This window comes from Rhodococcus sp. NPDC056960 (assembly GCF_042674125.1).
Taxonomy (GTDB): Bacteria; Actinomycetota; Actinomycetes; order Mycobacteriales; family Mycobacteriaceae; genus Rhodococcus_F.
In genome coordinates this window covers 92647-109403 of the sequence record NZ_JBHURF010000011.1, presented here as the reverse complement: position 1 = coordinate 109403, position 16757 = coordinate 92647, and the positions used below count along the sequence as shown (strand labels likewise).

Sequence of the window (16757 nt, the reverse complement as noted above, 5' to 3'; positions counted from 1 at the left end):
CTCACACCGGAACCGCTTCGATGACGGACGACCGGGGACCGTGCGTGATCGAATCCAGCGTGAATCCGTGGTCGGTCAACAGTCGGCGCCATTCGGTGATCGTGCGCTCGCGACCTCCCAGCAGAACCAGCATGTGGAGGTCCAGCAGAGCCATGGGGTGGGTTGTCGCTGCTTCCGGCAGGACCTGCTCGACGATCATCAATCGTCCGCGTGCCGGGATCGCTCGCCGACAACTGCCGAGGATCTTGCCTGCGGACACGTCGTCCCAGTCGTGCAGAATCTGAGACAGCACGTACACGTCACCCTGCCCCGGGACATCGTCGAAGAAACTCCCGCCCGCAACTGTCGTTCGTTCACCGATGCCGGCCGAACCGAACTTCGACGGCGCTTCCGCGACCACATGAGGCAGATCGAACAGAATTCCGCGCAGATGCGCGTGCCGATCGAGCAACCGGGTGATCAGTGCGCCCGTCCCGCCTCCGACGTCGACGACCGTTCCCACGCCGGACCAGTCGTGGTTGAGCAAAGGCAGCAACCGCAGCTCGACCAGCCCTGCCTGGCCCCGTGCGAACTCATCGGCTGCCGAGGGATTCTCGGACAACCATTCGAAGTACGGCTTGCCGAAAGCCGCCGAAAACGATTCCTTCCCCGTTCGGATCGAATGGGCTGCGTGCCCCCACACGAGGTAGGCCTCGTTCGACATCAGGCCGACCAGGTGGCGAAGCGAGCCCGGAGTGTCTGCCCGCAAGAGCTCACCGGCCTCCGTCAACGCGAATCGTCCTCCGCCGTCTTCCTCGAGCAAGCTTTCTGCGACGAGTACCCGCAAGAATCGGCCAAGTGCGTCGGCGTCGGCGCCGACGCTCGCCGCGAGATCGTCGAGCAAGCACGCGCCGTCCGCCAGTCGGTCGGGCACACCCAGTTCACAGACGGCTGAAATAGATTGGGACACGATGTATCCCATGATTTGTTTTCTGACTCGGTGGTTGATGTCGCTCATGTTCACGCCACCTCGGACAGCCGCGGGAAGAGTGACTTCATGGCAGCAGTTTTCAAGTACGACGCGCCTGCCGTCCCGCCGGTGCCGGGTACAGTTCCGATGACCTTCAGGGTGATGCCCCAGTGACCTCGCTTCATCGCACCCCACGCGCGGTCCAGGCGCCGCATCGACGTCTCGAGAACGCTTGCATCCGGATGCGTTTTCGGCATCGCGAGATAGACGTCCTGCAATGTAGCCTCCCCGACGTCAATTTTCGTACTGTGCTCGAAGTCGCCAGGATCGATTGGAGCGCAGGAGAACTCGATCTCACGGAACGCACGCGACTGCACCGCGCTCCGCCCATGGGTGAAGCCGCGAATAATCGAGAAGGCGTCGACCGGCATCGTCGTCAGAACCCGAAAGAGCGCAGGCATCGCTTCGAGGCGGATCGATGCCTGGTCGAGGCGCTCCTTTGCCGCTGCGGCCAGACCGTGGTGCACGTCAATGATCGCCATCGAAATCGCCGTCGCGACCTGCCGATACAGGCCTTCGAAGATCTGGATGCAGCGGATGAACATCTGCTCGTCGTGCAGGCGAGTCGTCGGCAACAACGTCAGCCGGACTGCAGTTCCGATCTCGTCGGGGAGGCCATCGAGAGCCGGCGCGGCGACTGAGGCAAACGAACTGTATTCGGCGCCCGGCTGATTCAGCGCCTCGAGGCCAGCCTCAGCCACGGAAGGGTCGAGCGAGAAATCGGGTGCGAGTCTCGCGAGTTGTGTCACGACCCGCGTCGCTGCGCGCGCCCGGACCGCCTGGGGTGCGTGTGCCGATCTCCCGAGTGCTCGCGCCTCCAGCAACGCGAGGTCCAGGGCCGCGGCAGCTACGAATGCGTCGACACGCTGGACGTCATCGCACCCGACGACCTGGTCGAAATAGTCGAGCCCGACGTATGAGAAATAGTCGCCGTCCTGCGCATCGAACGTCATCGGTAGCCAAGCGCCGAGAACATGATTCGCACGGTTGTTGCCGTGGAAGTTTCGCAGCATGGCCACCAGGTGGGGCCGGACCCCGTTACGCCCGACTGTCCGGTAATGGTCCGCGACAGCCGCATGGGGAAACTCCGAGCACCCCGAATCCCATTGCCTGAGCGCACTCTCGATATTGTGGCCGGACAATTCATCGGTCGTCGCGTCAGCAGCCTGAAGACACGTGCCCCCGACGCCGATCACGCCGGAACGAACGAATTTCTCCTCGGCTTCGAGCATCGTTTCGGAAATCAATGCGAAACTCGCCTTTCATCCGTACTGCGGTGTTCAGCAATCTTCGACGGCGCGCGGCGAATTCGGATAGACACCCTAGGGAGCTTTCCCGGCACCCTTCTACTGGGGGTGACGATTTCACCCCTGGGGTGTCTGTCCATCCGGCACACACGTGCCCAGGATTGGGAACGACACCAGTGCTCGAGCCAGGTCGATAGCAGCTATTCGCACGTGCCTCACAGAAGGAAGAAATCTATGCAGATAATCGCCAGAAACGCACTCGAGACGATCAACGAAGCGGTTGTCGGCGGGAACAGACACGACCTGGGTGTCGTCAAGATATTCAGCCGGCACCCTCGGTTGGCGCAATTCATTCCCACTTCCAGCAATCTGGCGATCAGCTGGGTCCGGTTGGAGTGCGGTGAGGTGCTGGCGGTGCACAAGCACCCCGAATCCAGCCTGATCCTGATCTGCGAAGGTTCCGGACGAACGATGGGGGATGCAGAGCAGGAGGTCGTCGCGGGAGACATGATCCTCGTACCCGGCGACTCCTGGCACGGCTTCGAAGGAACCCGGGACGGATTCTGGGCGCTCTCGATCCAGTTCAACGGCAAGGCCCTCTACGAGGACGCCGAGAAGCCGAACGCGGTGTTTGCAAGCGAGGTACCGAATCGGGCGGCTGTGCTCCTGGCAGACAACGAGAATTACCTGCAGCAATTCGGAACCAGCAACCTGTTGCGGCTGATCGACGACCCCTCCTTCGACGACCCACGGGTTCGGGAACGGCTGCTCGACTGCCAGCAAACCTGGTCGGACGTGTTTCAGGACCTGCTGCACCTGCGAGTCGCGATGACCACCGATGCGGCGCACAAGCAGGTAGCGCTCGACCATCTGGTCGAGGAACTGGGCCATAACGACAACCTGCGCAACCAACGGGGATCAGCGCACGCACCGGTCACCGATGCGACGTTCGTATCGACAATGGAGTGGTTCAGGCATCAAATGCTCTACCGGAGCGACATGGTGCGCACTCTGCTGATGCATGTGGTGCTGGAAGGTAGTGGCGAAATCTGGCACCGGGAAGCGGCGCGCGCGTTTCCGGCAATCCCGCACTTCCAAGAACACGGAGACGACGACGGCGAGCACGTGAGCATGGGTATGGATCTGCTCGATCGAGCAACGCCGGCCGAGATCCGGGAACTCCGCGAAGCACTCGCCGAAGGATGGAAGATGATCACCCAATTGTGCGACAGAATCGCGTCGATCGCCCTGGCCGACACGGCGGTCCCCACGTACTCCACATGCTGAGCGTCCTCAGGAGAATGGTCTGGTTCGAGGCTCCCAAACCTCGAACTCGGCTCGACCCGTCGCCCAACGCCTCGCATCTTGCCAGGTGGCAGCGGTGGTGTGATGCGGCGCAACGGGACAGCGTGAACGCGCCCCGAGGCGAGCGACTCAGCAGATCCGTCTTCGGCGGGCTCCGTCGTGACATCATGCTCGGGCTCGTGGCCATCGCGATCAATGCAGGATGCGCCTTCGGTGCTGCGCTCACGCTGAAATCGCTGATCCAGCACCTCGTCGCAGGCGGTTCAGCGCTCACGACGAACCTCACGCTCGGTATCACCTGCATCGTATTGACGTACTTGGCGTGGCTTGCGTTGAATCACACCTTCATGCAAGCCGACGTGGTAGGCATCGGAGCCCGGACGTACATCGAGCAAAGGCTGCTGCACAAGAAACGCAGCGTTTCCCCTTCCGACCAACCAGTCGACCTTGTCACAATGCTGGACCGGGAGGCATCACGCGTCGAAAACGCCTGGTCAGGAATGATATTCATCATTCTGGCACTGGCAACCATCTCCTTCACCTCCGCGTACTTCTTCGTGGCGCTGGGGCTGAGTGCCCTGTCGGCTCTGTCGGTGATTCTCATGAGTTCCGGGGTGATCTACTGGAACGCCAAACAATTGAATGCCGCGCATGCTGCACTATCGGCGACGGCGGCAGATCGCATCGAAGTCGGCCTGTTCTCAATGAACAATCGCCTACTCGCGTGGCTCAAGAACTGGAACGACGAACTTTTTCGGCGCTATGCCGACAAGCGAGACGGTGAGGAGCGCGCGCTCCTGAAAGCGGCGCGTCTTGTCGCGCGGATCAATCTCATATCGACGCTCACCCCGATCGTTGCCATGCTTGCCGCGGTATTCACCCAGCTGGCCCACGTCGGGTACGTCGATCCAGCGGGCCTGTTGTCCGCAATGGCGCTGGTGGGAGGTTTGAAATCCGTCGCCAACAATATTCCCTTCATTGTTCAGAGCCTTTCCCAGGGCATCGTCGGGCACACCAACGTCGCGAAGTATTTATCCAGTCCCCACCCACTGGACACCGACGCCGCGGCAACGCCCCTACCGGAAACCACGGCGAAGCACATCGCCGTGGTCGGAGGGGCAGGCAGTGGCAAGACATCCGTTCTGAAAATCGGTGCACGCCGCAGCAGTCAAGTGAGCAACAAAACATTCTTCGTACCGGATGAACCGTGGATATTCCCTGGCGGACTCTACGAGAATATGTGTCTCTATCGAAGCGAATTCGCGGACGACGAGGCCCGTCGAGCCTTGAATCTGTCCCGACTTCCCGAAACCTTCTACGACGACTACCTCTCGAGCAAGTCACGCGACCGGACCGAGAGCTGGGACGTGTCCCGTGGACAGGGAAAGCGCCTCGAACTGGCGCGGGCAATATTGGCCGAACCGACGTTCGTGTACCTGGATCAGCCCACGGCAGGGCTGGACGACGACCTGGCGAGTGGGCTGTTGGCCTCGCTTCTGCGCGGGCCATGGCGCGACACCACGGTCATTTACGCAACGGACAAGCCCGATGAAATAGATGCCGCAGACGAGATTTGGGTGGTGGCCGGGGGCGAGGTAGTGGAGGTGATACGAAACCTCGCACCACGGGCGGCGAACACTGTTCACGACGGCAAAAATCGGCTCGCTCGAGAGGATCGGTCGCGCCGTCCCCAGGCCATGGACCGACCGGAATTCGCGAACTCGTCACGCCGCAGTCTGATCAACCTGGGCGTCGCGAAGGTCGCGGTTGTCGCATGCGTCCTGTTTGCGTGCCGCGACGTTCTGACGATTGTCGGTGATTACATCGCTGCCAGCGGAATTTCGACGACGAATGCGCGGACGGCAGCGATAGCCCTCATCGCTGCACTGTCGGCTGGGGCACTGCTGTCGATGTTCACCTCTCTGCTCATAGTCAAGCGCAGCATCATGGCGGCATCCGTGAAGTGTCTGAGATACTTCACGGCAGTCACGAGTCCAAAGCCCTCCAGGTCGGCCTTCGACGAGGCCGATCAGGACTATCCGAACTATCAGGACTATCAGGACTATCAAGGCAAACTGACTTGGGATCAACGACGTATCGACGAAGTTCTGCCAGAAGTACTTCTGAATACGCTGGGTGCGGCCACGCTACTGCTCACGACCGCGGGGTTCGTATTGAGCAAGAACATTTTCGTCCTGTTGCCCCTCGCTGCGATGTGCTTCGCCTACTGGCACAGTTCGAAGCGGTCGGGTAGGCGACTGCAGGAGTTCAACGACAAAGAGATCGGTACGACGTCGACAGTGTTGGAGCGGGTCGAGGCCATTACCTGGAGCTCAGCTCGATTCGACTTGGCACGCGACAACTCGGCCCTCGTAAATTGGCTGAACAAGAGTTTGATGAATCGTGCCTTCGCTTCGATGGACAATGCGGGCGCGCGCCGCTGGTTCAACTACAAGCTCGATTTGATGGGGGTCCTCTTCCTGTCTGTCGTCATCGGTTCGACCGTGTTTGTCCATGTCGGCGGCGGACCCGGCCTCACCAGTGTTCTCGCGCTCAGTCTCTCGTACAGCCTCATCGCTGTTTTCGCCCGAGCGGGCCGCTGCCTGGTAGACCTCAGGCAGGTTCTCGACAGCGCGGATCGTCTGCACATGCCTTTGATCGAACCGACGCCGTGCTGGACCGGCTCAGCAGCCGAAGACGCACCGCTCGTGTCGCTGTCGGAGGTCGCGTACGTCGCGCCGCGCACCGGGGCGGTGCTGCTGGAGGAGTTTTCGGAGTCGTTCGCCAGCCGAGACGTCGTGGTCGTCATGGGCCCGAGCGGGGTCGGGAAGTCGACATTTGCGAAGTTGGTCGTCGGCAGTCTGCAGCCGACAACAGGCGCCGTCTCGACATTGGGCCGAACGACGGGATACGTCTCGAATTCCCACGCCGAGGACATCCTGCTACTGACGTCGAGTCCGATCTTCAAGCCGGGACGACTGATCGAACACTTCAACAGCCCGCCGCCGCTCGAATTAGCTTGCGCGGTCGATTATCTCGACGTGTCAGACGTCGTCAGGCGACTACGCTCCGGATTCGACGAGCCCGTCCCCGCCACCGGCCAGTTGAGTCTGAGCAAGACGGAACTGCAGCGGCTGGCGCTCCTCGACCTTGTGATCAATCGCCCAGCGATCGCCATTCTCGACGAAGCGACTTCCGAGTTGAGTGCAGGAGCAGAACTCTCGCTATTGCGGACCTTGATCTCCGCGCTGCCGGACACGCTTTTCTTCATCATCACGCACAATCCCGAGCTGGCCACACTTGCCAATCGGGTCTTCCACTTCAACGGTGAGCGGCGTCTCGTCGAGAATTCTGGCCGGCCGCCCACGACAGCCGATCGGAACCGGAATGGAAAGGAGGAAGACCATGGAATGGCTACCCCAACGCAATGCGTTCTGTAACAGTCACGACGTTCCACGGCCAGAACTTCCGCTGAGGAACATCGCGCACTGGAACGCGGTGCTTCATGACGGCGTGAGCAACGATGACGCCCTGCATCACGAGCGAGCGTACGTCGCACCCGGATACTTCTACATGCCCGTGTGCGACGAGCCCGACGATCGGACACTGGCGGAATTGTCGAGTCTGGCATCAACGGCCGACTGGTTGCTGGTCCCTTCCGTTCGCAGAAACGATCGCTGTCGGCGCGCCGACGTCATTGCCGTTCCATTCATGCAGGCGGCATTCTTCCGGTCTTCGCGAAGCGTGGACCTCGCCCTGCGAACAGCGGTAGGAGCCAGTCAATACAAATCGATCGTCAGGCTCACGAGGAAGGCTGAGGCGGCGTGCACAACCGAGATACACCGTCTCTCGGAATTGGCGCAGGACGATCGAGTCCTGCGCGATTTCGCCGGCCTTCAGGCATTGAATGTGGCCAAATACGGACACGCGAGGAACCTATACACGAGCGATGTACTACAGATGCTGGCACGCTCGCCCGAAGGTGAGAAATACTTCGTGAAGCTGGACTACGACAAGTCTTCGAGTACTCCATTGGCCGGATCACTGAGCTACGCCGACGATCAGCGTGGCGTGTTCACCAAGCTCGTTCGGGGACTGGACCATGACCGAATTCCGCGCGGGTTGAATCTGTATATCGCCGACTACTACCAGATGTATCATTTCGCGGATCGGCTGGGTTTCACGGACATCTGCCTCGGTCGAGGCGCCATCGACGCCAAGGGCCGGGTGGGTGCAATTCACATCGTCGATCTGGACAACTGGCTGATTCCGGTCAACACGAGGCGTACACAGGCGATGCAGGAATACGCGAGATCGCGACATGGAGACTAGATGATCAGCGAAACAGTTTGGGCAGATGGAAAATTCGTCCGATTCGACGAGGTGAGCCTGTCACCCGCCACTCATGGGTTATCGTATGCCACATCGGTATTCGACGGTATCCGCACGTACGGCGGAAGCATCTTCAAATGTGACGACCACGTAGCCAGGTTGCGCCGGTCCGCCGAGTTGTTCGGGCACACCTTGCACTATTCGAATGCGGACTTGGCCGATGCCTGCCGCGAATTGGTGCGGGCCAACGATCTGGCCGATGCGTACATAAAGTGTTTGGTCTTCTACGACGACACGGATGTGAGCTTCAAGGCGCAGGGCTCTTCCAGCAAGGTGGTCCTGTTCGCCCTGCCGTTTCCGTCGAACTCGACCGCGGAGCGGTATCGGCTCTCGACGGCGACGTGGCGGCGTGCACCCGCCTCGTGTCACCCGTATCAGGCGAAAACGTCGTCGACCTACGCGTTGAGCTTCTTGAGCCACCACCGACGGGCTGCCGGCTACGACGATGTGCTGTTTCTCTCGACAGCCGACGTTGTTTGCGAGTCGAGCGGCTCGAACGTGTTCTTCGCCAAGGGAGACGCATTGTTCACGCCCACTGCCGAATTAGCGCTCGACGGAATCACCCGACGGGTGATCATCGATGAGCTGTGCCCGCGACTGAATCTCTCGGTAACGGAACGCGATATCGCCTACAACGAGATCGGGTCGTTCGACGCCGCATTTCTGTGTGGCACTGCGATCGAAATCATGGGGGTTGCCGGCATCGACGAGATCCGGTATGCGAAGTCCGCATTGGTCGATGCGATTGCAACCGAGTATCGGCACGTGACCCGCGGCCGGTCCGCCATTCGATAACGACCACGAGAGGTGGGCGATCTGTCCCCCCAAGGGTTACTGGCTCCACGCCCGTCGCCTCGGGATACTACTGGAGAGCGAAAGTCCATTACGCCGATCGGTATTCCATCCAGCGGAGTCATCTGAATGAAACTGTTGATCCTCCACCGCGTTCCCTACTCCTTCATCGAATACCATCGTGTCATCGATCATGAAGTTCACGATGTCGTCTACGTGGGCACCAGCGCGCAACTTGCGACCGTGCCGCCGGACCTTCCCTGCAAAACGGTCGAACGGCCGGGTCGAGCAGGCCTGGCGGAGGAGGTTCGCACCCTGTTCTCCCCCGGCGATTCCTTCGACAGGGTCATCAGCGTCTCCCAATACGAGATGATGGACGCAGCGCAGATAAGACGGAGTCTCGGAGTAGAAGGAATATCACCGGAGCAGGTCCACATCGTGAACGACAAGGTAGCGATGAAAGCCGCGGTCGCAGGATGCGGACTTCGCGTGCCCAAATTTGTTCGCTGCGACGAGGCACTCACCGCTTCGTCCGCCGATGCCGCTCCGTGGGCCGGGAAGACGGTGCTCAAACCACTCGATGGAACCGCCAGCAAGGATGTTTTCGTTTTCGCGACCTACGCTGACGCGGGCACGGCGATTCTCGATAACCCGCCAGGCCTGGAGGACTGGGATCCGGAGCGCTTCCAGCTCGAAGAATATGTGGAGGGGCCGATCTTCCACTTCGATGGCGTGATGCTTGCCGGTGCGCCGGTGGCGATCGTCGCCAGCAGATATCTGGGCACTTGCCTCGAGTTCGCCCAGGGAGTTCCGCAGGGATCGATTCAAGTCGACGACGACGGTGGGCGCTGCACGACAGCGGTCGAGTACCTCCGGGCCGTGGGCATCGACAATGGCCCATTTCATCTCGAAATGATCGAGACCGCAGAGGGAATGGTGTTCCTGGAGGTCGGCGCCCGCCCGGGCGGCGGACATATCAAGGAGACGTTCCGGCTTGCCACGGGCATCGACCTGGTCGCGGCCAGTTTGGCGTGCAACCTCGATTGGTCACCTCTCGAAATGAATCCGTTGAGCCGGTGGTTCGAGCGGACGGCGAGTAGCAAGGTCTACGGGGACTTCATGTTCCCCGGTCACCTGCTTCGGTCGCGGCACTGCGCGATACGGGGTGGAGAAAGATTTCGAACCCACCCGGATGTTGTTCGATGGAAGGAGCTGGATGCAGACGCTCCGCTTCCGGAGACCGTGAGCTATTTCGATTTCGAATTACCAGTCAGCGGCATCGTCACCGGTCGGTCGAGCTCTGAAGTGACAGCACTCATTCGCGAAATTTTGACGACCGTGCGTGTGATGCCGATCGAGCAGTCCACGCGCCGCCCCACCTCCTGCTGATCGGGCAGTGCGTTGGATCTGCCCTGTCAGCGCGGGAGTGGGCTCGTGTCTACCCGAATCTGAGCCTGCGCGTCGGCCAGCCGGCGCTCGGCGTCCCCGAGATCGGTGCCGACCGCGACGATGACGCCCTGTCGATCCGCGGAGGATCGGAGCGGACCGAGGTGTTGCCCCGGTTCGAGAGAACACTGCAACCGGATTACCCCCTCGGCCCGACGCGCGGCCTCGATGCCCTGCACGCGTTCGATCACCACATTCTCGTAGGCGAAGAATGCGACGCAGCCCGCTCCGCGCCCGGGTGTTCGCGACTGCGGCGGCAGTCCGGCAAGATGACAGATCGACTCCCGGACCAGGTCGCGACCCATCGCACGGAGCACCAGCTCCCAAATGAAGTCGCCGCCCGGGCGGGTATTGCCCTCGATGATCCGGGGACCGAACGGGCCGAAACGCACTTCGGTATGGGCGGGCCCGAAGGAATGACCGATCGAATTGAGGAAATCGGTCACGAGACCGCGGATCTCGGCAAGGGCCGATGCTGCGATCACGGCCGGCATCAGATGACCGGTTTCGATATACCGTGGCGGGCCGGTCGTGGTCTTGTGGGTCACCGCGATGATGTCGTGCCGGCCATCCGTGCTGAAGGATTCGACGCTGTATTCGGGGCCGTCGATGAACTCTTCGACGAGGGTCGGCCCGGGGTACTCGCCGCGAGATCGGGCGAATGCGGATTCGACCTGGTCGAGGCTCGAGACGCGAAAGACGCCGGAACTGCCGGAGCCTGCGGCCGGCTTGACGACAATCGGGCCGCCCACTGCGCGAAGAAAGCTCCGTACCTCGGAGGCTGAATGGCAGCTTCGGGTCAGCACAGCTCCGAAATCACGGCCGGCCATGTGCTCGCGCATGGCGATCTTGTCGCGGGTCAACCGGACGGCTTCCAGCGTGTTGCCCTTGATGCCTAGAGCCTCTTTGATCACGGCGGCCGGCATGAGGCCGTGCTCGGTGAATGACACGACGGCATCGACGGGTTGGACTTCGTGCAGCGCCCGCGCCATGCAGAGCGCCTCGGTCTGGTTGCGGTAGTCGAATACGCACAGCCGGTGGGCGCGCCTCGTCTGCCGCGCGGTGACCGATTCGGAATTCTGAAAAACAGACAGCTCGACCGGTAGATCCTCGATCATCCGGAAGGTCTCGTCATGTCCGCCGACGATCAATATGTGAGCCATGCCGACCCAGCTCCTCGACGTCCACTCGAGGGATGCACGGGCTCGCGCGCCGGTCTCACTTCCCGCCCTCGATTACGCTGAAGCCGCAGGGCAGGAGCGTACTGCCGGTGAGTTCGAGGCCGGCGCGCTCGTACACGCGCGCGTAGTCCTGAATCGTTCGCTCGCGGCCGCCCGTCATGACCAGCATGGCGACGTCTACCACGTTTCCCCAGACGTATCCGCCGTCCTCGCTGATCACCCGCTCCAGGACCAGGATCCGGCCGCCGGGCTCGAGCGCGTTCGCGCAATTGGCTAGGATGCGCACCGAGTCGTCGTCGTTCATCGTGTGCAAAACGCTCTTGAGCAGGTGGACGTCGCCCCCGCCGGGCACCTCTTCCAGGCCGTCGCCGGGCACGATGTCGCAGCGCTCGTCGACGCCATGTTCCCGCAACGTGTGACCGGTCCTGGCCAGCGAGAACTCCAGGTCGTAGATCGTGGCCCGCAGATGACCGTATTTGCGCAACAGCTGGGCGGTCACGATGCCGTAGCCGCCGCCGACATCGATGACGTGCCGATTGTCCGTGAAATCGACCGCTTCCGCGGTCTCGAGACCGGCGCGGATCGAGATCTCGTGCCAGCCGAGATGGAAGCGCTGGGCGGAATCGGGGTGATCGGCCAGGTACTCGAAGAGGGGTTTGCCGAAGAACTGGCCGAATCCCGTCTGTCCCGTACGCGCGGAATGGAGCAGCTCGCTCCAGGCCAGGTACGTTTCTGCGCCGGCAAAGAGCTCCACCTCGCTTGCGATCGATTCCGGGTCATCCCTGCGCAAGAACTCCGCTCGCGGCGTGAGTGTGTACTTGTCCTGCTCGTCCACCGAGAAGATCCCGGCGCTCATCAGCAGACGGAGGATCCGCTTCAGCGCATCGGGATCAGTTCCGCTTCGTCGGGCGAGATCGACAAGCGATAGCGGGCCCTCCGCCAGCAGATCGGCGAGCTCCAGCTCGACGGCCACGAATAGGCAGCAGGATATGTTGTAGCCGTGAACCATCTCTTTGACACAGAGACGTTCGGGCTTGTCACGGAAATCGAAATACATTGCGCGCCTTCGATTAGCGGTTGAGGTCCCGGACTCCCGGGCTTTCAACCAGCGTGAGGCTTCACCGCGCCGGGCGATAGACACCCCGGGGCTGGCAACCATTCACCCCGCAGGGACATCGCGGCAGCCGGCTACGGAATTGCGGCTCTCAGCGGAGCCCGTCCAGGAATTCCTCGACCACCTTCCGGTACTGCTCCGGCTGGTCGTCGTGGACGAGGTGCCCGGCCTGCTCGATCCGGACGTACCGGGCGCCGGGATGCTGCTCGGCCATGGCCCGCATCTGGCCGTCGGGGGTGATGGTGAACTCGCCCTCGATCAGGAGCGCCGGCACCGTGACCGCCGCCCACTGATCCCAGAAGTGCCTGCCACCCCACTCCTCGGAGATGTCGCGGAACGTGTCGACGTCCCCGTGCAGGTACCACCCGTCGGCGCGCTTCTCGAACGAATCCAGGAAGTACTGTCCGGCGACCGGGCCGAAGAACTCGAACAGGTCCTCCCGTGTCGCGAACGGCTGCGGCCAGTTCGAGATCATCGCCGCCCAGTTCTCCGCGGTGCGGCCACGGAAGTCGGGTGCCATGTCCTCGAGCACCAGCGCCGCGACCTTCTCCGGGTATTCGGCCGCCAGGAACCAGGCGTGGAGAGCGCCCATCGAATGGCCGATCACGACCCAGGGCTCGGTGACGGGGGCGAGGGCGGCGGCGAGGTCGTCGACGAACGCTTCGGTGGTCAGTTCCGGAGGTGTGGGACGTCCGTGACCGGCGGCGTCGAACGTGAAGACGTGGCCGTGCTCGCGGAGCCACGGCACCTGCCGCCCCCATGTCCGGGCGCTGCCCATCAGCCCGTGCAGCAGCAGAATCGGCTGTCCCGTTCCACCCTCGTCGTGCAACGCACTCTCACCCGCCACCTCTCCGACGCTAGCGGAGTAACCTCGCCCGCATGGCAGTGGTGAAGATCAACGCAATCGACATCCCCGAGGGCGCGGGCCCCGAACTCGAGAAGCGCTTCGCGGGACGCGCGCACGCCGTGGAGAACTCTCCCGGCTTCCTCGGCTTCCAGCTCCTCCGTCCGGTGAAGGGCGAGAACCGCTACTTCGTCGTCACGCAGTGGGAGAGCGAAGAGGCTTTCGCGGCGTGGCGCGACGGTCCGGCCAGGGAGGCGCACGCCGGTGAGCGGCAGAAGCCGGTGGCGTCCGGGGCGTCGCTGCTGGAGTTCGAGGTCGTTCTCGACGTCACGGCGGCGAACAAGAGCTGAGCGGTGCGGCGGGGCGGAAGGATTGACACGACGGCCCGCCGGGTGCAAAAGTTCGCAGGACAATGCGATGGTTCGGCAGGAATCCGGTGTAATCCCGGAGCGGTCGCGCCACTGTAAATCGGAGTAGTCCTTCACGGGAACCACCTCGACAGCCAGATACTGCGGCCATCGCCTGGACCTAGGGGACGCGAAATCCCAGGAGGAACTATGGCACTCGCCTACGCACCCGGCTCGTCGGTCGACACGACCCGTCTCGCCGTGATCTCTTTCGCGATCGTTCTGTTCGCGATGCTCGCTCTCTACCTCGTGGGATTCGACCAGGGCGCGATTTCGCGCAGTGGCATGTACATGCACGAACTGATGCATGACGGACGCCACCTCCTGGGTCTGCCATGCCACTGACCGATTCCTTCACGAAACTCCTCATCCGCGGTCTGCTCGCCGGCCTCATCGCAGGCATCCTGGCCGGTGGCGTCGCATTCGTCCTCGGTGAGTCGCACATCGACGCGGCCATCGCGATCGAAGAGTCGCACAGCGCAGCGGAAGCCCCGGAGCACACGCACGACACATCCGCGGCGGACGAGCCGGCCGGGCACTCCCACGACGAGGAAGATGCACTGGTCAGTCGCAACGGACAGCGCTTCGGGCTGTTTCTCGCCACCTCCCTCGCGGGGCTCGCGCTCGGCGCGATCTTCGCCGTCGTCGCCCACTACGCGCGCCGGGTGACCACGTTGTCGGGGCCGGTACTCGGTCTGACACTGGCCACGCTGGGGTGGCTGGCCATCGAGGCGGTGCCGTTCTTCAAGTACCCCGCCAACCCGCCGGCGGTCGGGGACCCGGACACGATCAACCAGCGCACCTGGCTGTGGCTCGCCGCCGTCGTGCTGGGACTGCTCGCGGTGGTGGCCTCGGTGTTCGCGTCGAAGGCAGTGGTGGCGCAGGAGTTCCTGTCGGTGCGGATCGCGGCACCGGTTCTCGCCTTCCTCGTGGTCGTGACCATCGGATACCTCGTGCTGCCCACCGTCAACGAAGTGGGTGACGACTTCCCCGCAGTGCTGCTGTGGCAGTTCCGCCTGTCGTCGCTCGCGACCCAGGCGACGCTGTGGCTGGTGCTCGGCTTGGGCTTCGCGTTCCTCACGGAGCGGGCCAGCCGGGCGAAGACGCCCGCCGCGGCGAACGCCGTCTGAGTTCGGCGTCAGCGGGAGTTGTCCCATCGGGCCGGGTCCGCCTCCAGGGCGGCCCGGTCCCAGCCACCCCGGTCGGCGGCCGCGTCGTACGTGCCGTGCAGGAACTGCAGCAGGGCGGCATCGGGATCGTCCGCGGTCCGGACGGTCTCGTACGGCAGCAGGAACTGCCGGAACTCCGGGCTGTAGAAGGCACCGTCCGGCCCCACCGGATAGTCGGCGAAGCCGTCCGGTTCCGGGTAGGCGTACGCATAGAACGCGCCTTCCGCGCCGCCGCCCGGCCAGAACCCGCAGCTACTCAGCTCGTGTGAGTAGCCCTCCACCATCACCCAGTCTCCGCAATTCGGTGCTCCCCCGGGGTGAGTCGGCGCGGTCCGTCCCGAGAACCGGGTGCAGGCCAGGTCCAGCGCGCCCCAGAAGAAGTGCACCGGGCTGACCTTCCCGATGAAATGGGAGCGGAACTCGTGCAGGACACGGTCGGCCTGCACCAGCTGCCGCCAGAACTGGCGCACCGACTCCCCGTCGTACGAGCAGTGCTGGGTGTCCTGCGCGAACGGCACCGCGGGCTCCACCTCGTTGGGCCGGGCCAGGATCGTCGTCGTCACGTCCAGCTCGGCCAGCGTGTCCATCGTCTCCGCGTAGAAGTCGGCCACCGACTTCGGTTCGAGTGCAACCGTCCCCCTGGCGCCCTCACTCGTGCGGATCACCAGTTGCTGGTCGAAGAAGTCGAACTCGATGTCGAAACAGCCGGTGCCGTACGGGATGGTCGACGTGGTCAGGCCACGGGGGCTCACGTACAGCGGCACCTGCCACCAGTGATTGATCAACGGTGCGTGAGCCAGCCGGATCTTCCCGACGATCTGCGTCCACATGTGCAGGGTTTCCCTCGTGGACGTCCAGTCGTCCACCTTCAAAGCGGGCCATGCATCTCGGGTTCCTGCCTGCTCGTGCACAGTGCCTCCCTGCCGACGACGTGCATTTCAATCTGCCCGCCGTTCCGGGTGTTGGCAAGAGGCCGGGTCACGCATCTCGTCGCGGTGGTCGCCGCGCTGCATGGTTCGGCCTGCGCGAATCGCTACGTCGCGCGCACCTGATCGTCCGCGCTCGCCTGCACCAGAAGCTGCAGGAACACGTCCTTCGGCTGTGCACCGGACACCGCGACGCGCCGGTTGGCGACGAAGAACGGCACCGCCGACACCTGCAGCGCACGCGCCGTCTCGAGATCGGCCCGGACGGCGTCCGCCGCGGCATCGGACGCGAGCGCGGCGCGCACGGTATCGGCGTCGAGCCCGGCCCGCGACGCGATGTCGACGAGGGTCTCGCGGTCGTCGATCACGGCACCTTCGGCAAAGTGGGCGCGGAACAGCGCTTCCACCACGTCATCTCGCCTGTCACCCGCGAGATGGATCAGCCGGTGCGCGTCGAACGTGTTGGCCGCGATCACCGAATCGAAGTCGAGACGGAGGCCCTCGTCGGCCGCCGTCTGCGCAACGTGCCCGAACATCTGCCGGACCTGTTCCGGCGGCATCCCCTTGCTCTCCACGAGGGCGTCGAGTTCACTGCGCCGCTGCCCTGCCGGGGTGTCCGGGGACAACTGGTACGAGCGCCACACCACGGTCACGCGGTCGCGTCCCTCGAACTCGGCGAGGGCCGACAGGAAGCGATGCTTACCGATGTAGCACCAGGGACAGGCCACGTCGGACCAGATTTCGATCTCGATGTCGCCGTCGGCGTTCTGCTGTGTCGTCACAGTCCTGTGGAACAGATCGGTGCCGTATTCTGTTCCGGCTGGTTCGGCGGGAGCGTGTCTTGGTTCGCCGCGCTGCATTTACGCACAAAGAATTCGACCGAACGGTACGGTGAGGGTGTCGACACGGCGCGAGTAACGTCGTA

General features: G+C 63.1%; 15 protein-coding genes and 1 riboswitch. Of the genes, 8 read left to right on the top strand and 7 right to left on the bottom strand.

Annotated features, from left to right (window positions below):
- Position 1 precedes the first annotated feature (1 nt).
- Both ACFTWF_RS18995 and ACFTWF_RS18990 read right to left on the bottom strand, forming a co-directional pair.
- A complete protein-coding gene (locus tag ACFTWF_RS18995) occupies positions 2–961 on the bottom strand; it encodes a methyltransferase (RefSeq protein ID WP_378462729.1) in 960 nt (319 codons plus the stop codon).
- Between the two features lie 38 nt (positions 962–999).
- Positions 1000–1962: a hypothetical protein gene (locus ACFTWF_RS18990; RefSeq protein WP_378462728.1), complete on the bottom strand. Its 963-nt coding sequence runs from the start codon at positions 1960–1962 to the stop codon at positions 1000–1002.
- Positions 1963–2004: 42 nt separating this feature from the next.
- Between ACFTWF_RS18990 and ACFTWF_RS18985 the strand changes: the two genes are divergently transcribed.
- The 5 genes from ACFTWF_RS18985 to ACFTWF_RS18965 all read left to right on the top strand — a co-directional run bounded on the left by ACFTWF_RS18985 (position 2005) and on the right by ACFTWF_RS18965 (position 10134).
- Positions 2005–3543: a cupin domain-containing protein gene (locus tag ACFTWF_RS18985; protein ID WP_378462727.1), complete on the top strand. Its 1539-nt coding sequence runs from the start codon at positions 2005–2007 to the stop codon at positions 3541–3543.
- A complete protein-coding gene (locus ACFTWF_RS18980) occupies positions 3537–7001 on the top strand; it encodes an ATP-binding cassette domain-containing protein (RefSeq protein WP_378462726.1) in 3465 nt (1154 codons plus the stop codon). Before ACFTWF_RS18985 ends, ACFTWF_RS18980 begins: the two co-directional genes overlap by 7 nt.
- Positions 6967–7893 carry a hypothetical protein gene (locus ACFTWF_RS18975; protein WP_378462725.1) on the top strand — a complete coding sequence of 309 codons (927 nt, stop codon included), beginning with the start codon at positions 6967–6969 and terminating at the stop codon, positions 7891–7893. The genes ACFTWF_RS18980 and ACFTWF_RS18975 overlap by 35 nt, the downstream gene beginning before the upstream one ends.
- On the top strand, positions 7894–8748 hold the full coding sequence (locus ACFTWF_RS18970) for an aminotransferase class IV (protein WP_378462724.1): 855 nt from the start codon (positions 7894–7896) through the stop codon (positions 8746–8748).
- Positions 8749–8874: 126 nt separating this feature from the next.
- Entirely contained in the window at positions 8875–10134 is a 1260-nt protein-coding gene (locus ACFTWF_RS18965) for an acetyl-CoA carboxylase biotin carboxylase subunit family protein (protein ID WP_378462723.1), read from the top strand.
- Between the two features lie 26 nt (positions 10135–10160).
- Here the strand turns inward: ACFTWF_RS18965 and ACFTWF_RS18960 are convergent, their stop codons facing one another.
- The 3 genes from ACFTWF_RS18960 to ACFTWF_RS18950 all read right to left on the bottom strand — a co-directional run bounded on the left by ACFTWF_RS18960 (position 10161) and on the right by ACFTWF_RS18950 (position 13333).
- A complete protein-coding gene (locus ACFTWF_RS18960) occupies positions 10161–11354 on the bottom strand; it encodes an ATP-grasp domain-containing protein (protein WP_378462722.1) in 1194 nt (397 codons plus the stop codon).
- 55 nt (positions 11355–11409) lie between these two features.
- Positions 11410–12429, bottom strand: a complete 1020-nt coding sequence (locus tag ACFTWF_RS18955) for a methyltransferase (protein ID WP_378462721.1) — start codon at positions 12427–12429, stop codon at positions 11410–11412.
- A gap of 148 nt (positions 12430–12577) precedes the next feature.
- Positions 12578–13333 carry an alpha/beta fold hydrolase gene (locus ACFTWF_RS18950; RefSeq protein WP_378462720.1) on the bottom strand — a complete coding sequence of 252 codons (756 nt, stop codon included), beginning with the start codon at positions 13331–13333 and terminating at the stop codon, positions 12578–12580.
- Between the two features lie 32 nt (positions 13334–13365).
- Here ACFTWF_RS18950 and ACFTWF_RS18945 point away from each other — a divergent pair, with 32 nt between their 5' ends.
- The 3 genes from ACFTWF_RS18945 to ACFTWF_RS18935 all read left to right on the top strand — a co-directional run bounded on the left by ACFTWF_RS18945 (position 13366) and on the right by ACFTWF_RS18935 (position 14867).
- Positions 13366–13680, top strand: a complete 315-nt coding sequence (locus ACFTWF_RS18945; RefSeq protein ID WP_185727264.1) for an antibiotic biosynthesis monooxygenase — start codon at positions 13366–13368, stop codon at positions 13678–13680.
- A gap of 51 nt (positions 13681–13731) precedes the next feature.
- Positions 13732–13865: riboswitch (cobalamin riboswitch) on the top strand.
- 22 nt (positions 13866–13887) lie between these two features.
- Complete coding sequence (locus tag ACFTWF_RS18940; protein ID WP_005244930.1) at positions 13888–14082, top strand: CbtB domain-containing protein; 195 nt, start codon at positions 13888–13890, stop codon at positions 14080–14082.
- Entirely contained in the window at positions 14073–14867 is a 795-nt protein-coding gene (locus ACFTWF_RS18935; protein WP_378462719.1) for a CbtA family protein, read from the top strand. The genes ACFTWF_RS18940 and ACFTWF_RS18935 overlap by 10 nt, the downstream gene beginning before the upstream one ends.
- A gap of 8 nt (positions 14868–14875) precedes the next feature.
- Here ACFTWF_RS18935 and ACFTWF_RS18930 read toward each other — a convergent pair whose 3' ends face one another.
- Both ACFTWF_RS18930 and ACFTWF_RS18925 read right to left on the bottom strand, forming a co-directional pair.
- Positions 14876–15817, bottom strand: coding sequence for a DUF5996 family protein (locus tag ACFTWF_RS18930; RefSeq protein ID WP_378462718.1), 942 nt, complete (start codon positions 15815–15817; stop codon positions 14876–14878).
- 122 nt (positions 15818–15939) lie between these two features.
- On the bottom strand, positions 15940–16614 hold the full coding sequence (locus ACFTWF_RS18925; protein ID WP_378462717.1) for a DsbA family oxidoreductase: 675 nt from the start codon (positions 16612–16614) through the stop codon (positions 15940–15942).
- Positions 16615–16757 lie beyond the last annotated feature (143 nt).

Bases quoted from the DNA above. Each gene is read 5' to 3' on its own strand.
- ACFTWF_RS18990 (WP_378462728.1), bottom strand. From the start codon at position 1,962: ATGACGTTCGATGCGCAGGACGGCGACTATTTCTCATACGTCGGGCTC.
- ACFTWF_RS18945 (WP_185727264.1), top strand. From the start codon at position 13,366: ATGGCAGTGGTGAAGATCAACGCAATCGACATCCCCGAGGGCGCGGGC.
- ACFTWF_RS18960 (WP_378462722.1), bottom strand. From the start codon at position 11,354: ATGGCTCACATATTGATCGTCGGCGGACATGACGAGACCTTCCGGATG.
- ACFTWF_RS18955 (WP_378462721.1), bottom strand. From the start codon at position 12,429: ATGTATTTCGATTTCCGTGACAAGCCCGAACGTCTCTGTGTCAAAGAG.
- ACFTWF_RS18975 (WP_378462725.1), top strand. From the start codon at position 6,967: ATGGAATGGCTACCCCAACGCAATGCGTTCTGTAACAGTCACGACGTT.
- ACFTWF_RS18935 (WP_378462719.1), top strand. From the start codon at position 14,073: ATGCCACTGACCGATTCCTTCACGAAACTCCTCATCCGCGGTCTGCTC.
- ACFTWF_RS18970 (WP_378462724.1), top strand. From the start codon at position 7,894: ATGATCAGCGAAACAGTTTGGGCAGATGGAAAATTCGTCCGATTCGAC.
- ACFTWF_RS18980 (WP_378462726.1), top strand. From the start codon at position 3,537: ATGCTGAGCGTCCTCAGGAGAATGGTCTGGTTCGAGGCTCCCAAACCT.
- ACFTWF_RS18995 (WP_378462729.1), bottom strand. From the start codon at position 961: ATGGGATACATCGTGTCCCAATCTATTTCAGCCGTCTGTGAACTGGGT.
- ACFTWF_RS18965 (WP_378462723.1), top strand. From the start codon at position 8,875: ATGAAACTGTTGATCCTCCACCGCGTTCCCTACTCCTTCATCGAATAC.
- ACFTWF_RS18940 (WP_005244930.1), top strand. From the start codon at position 13,888: ATGGCACTCGCCTACGCACCCGGCTCGTCGGTCGACACGACCCGTCTC.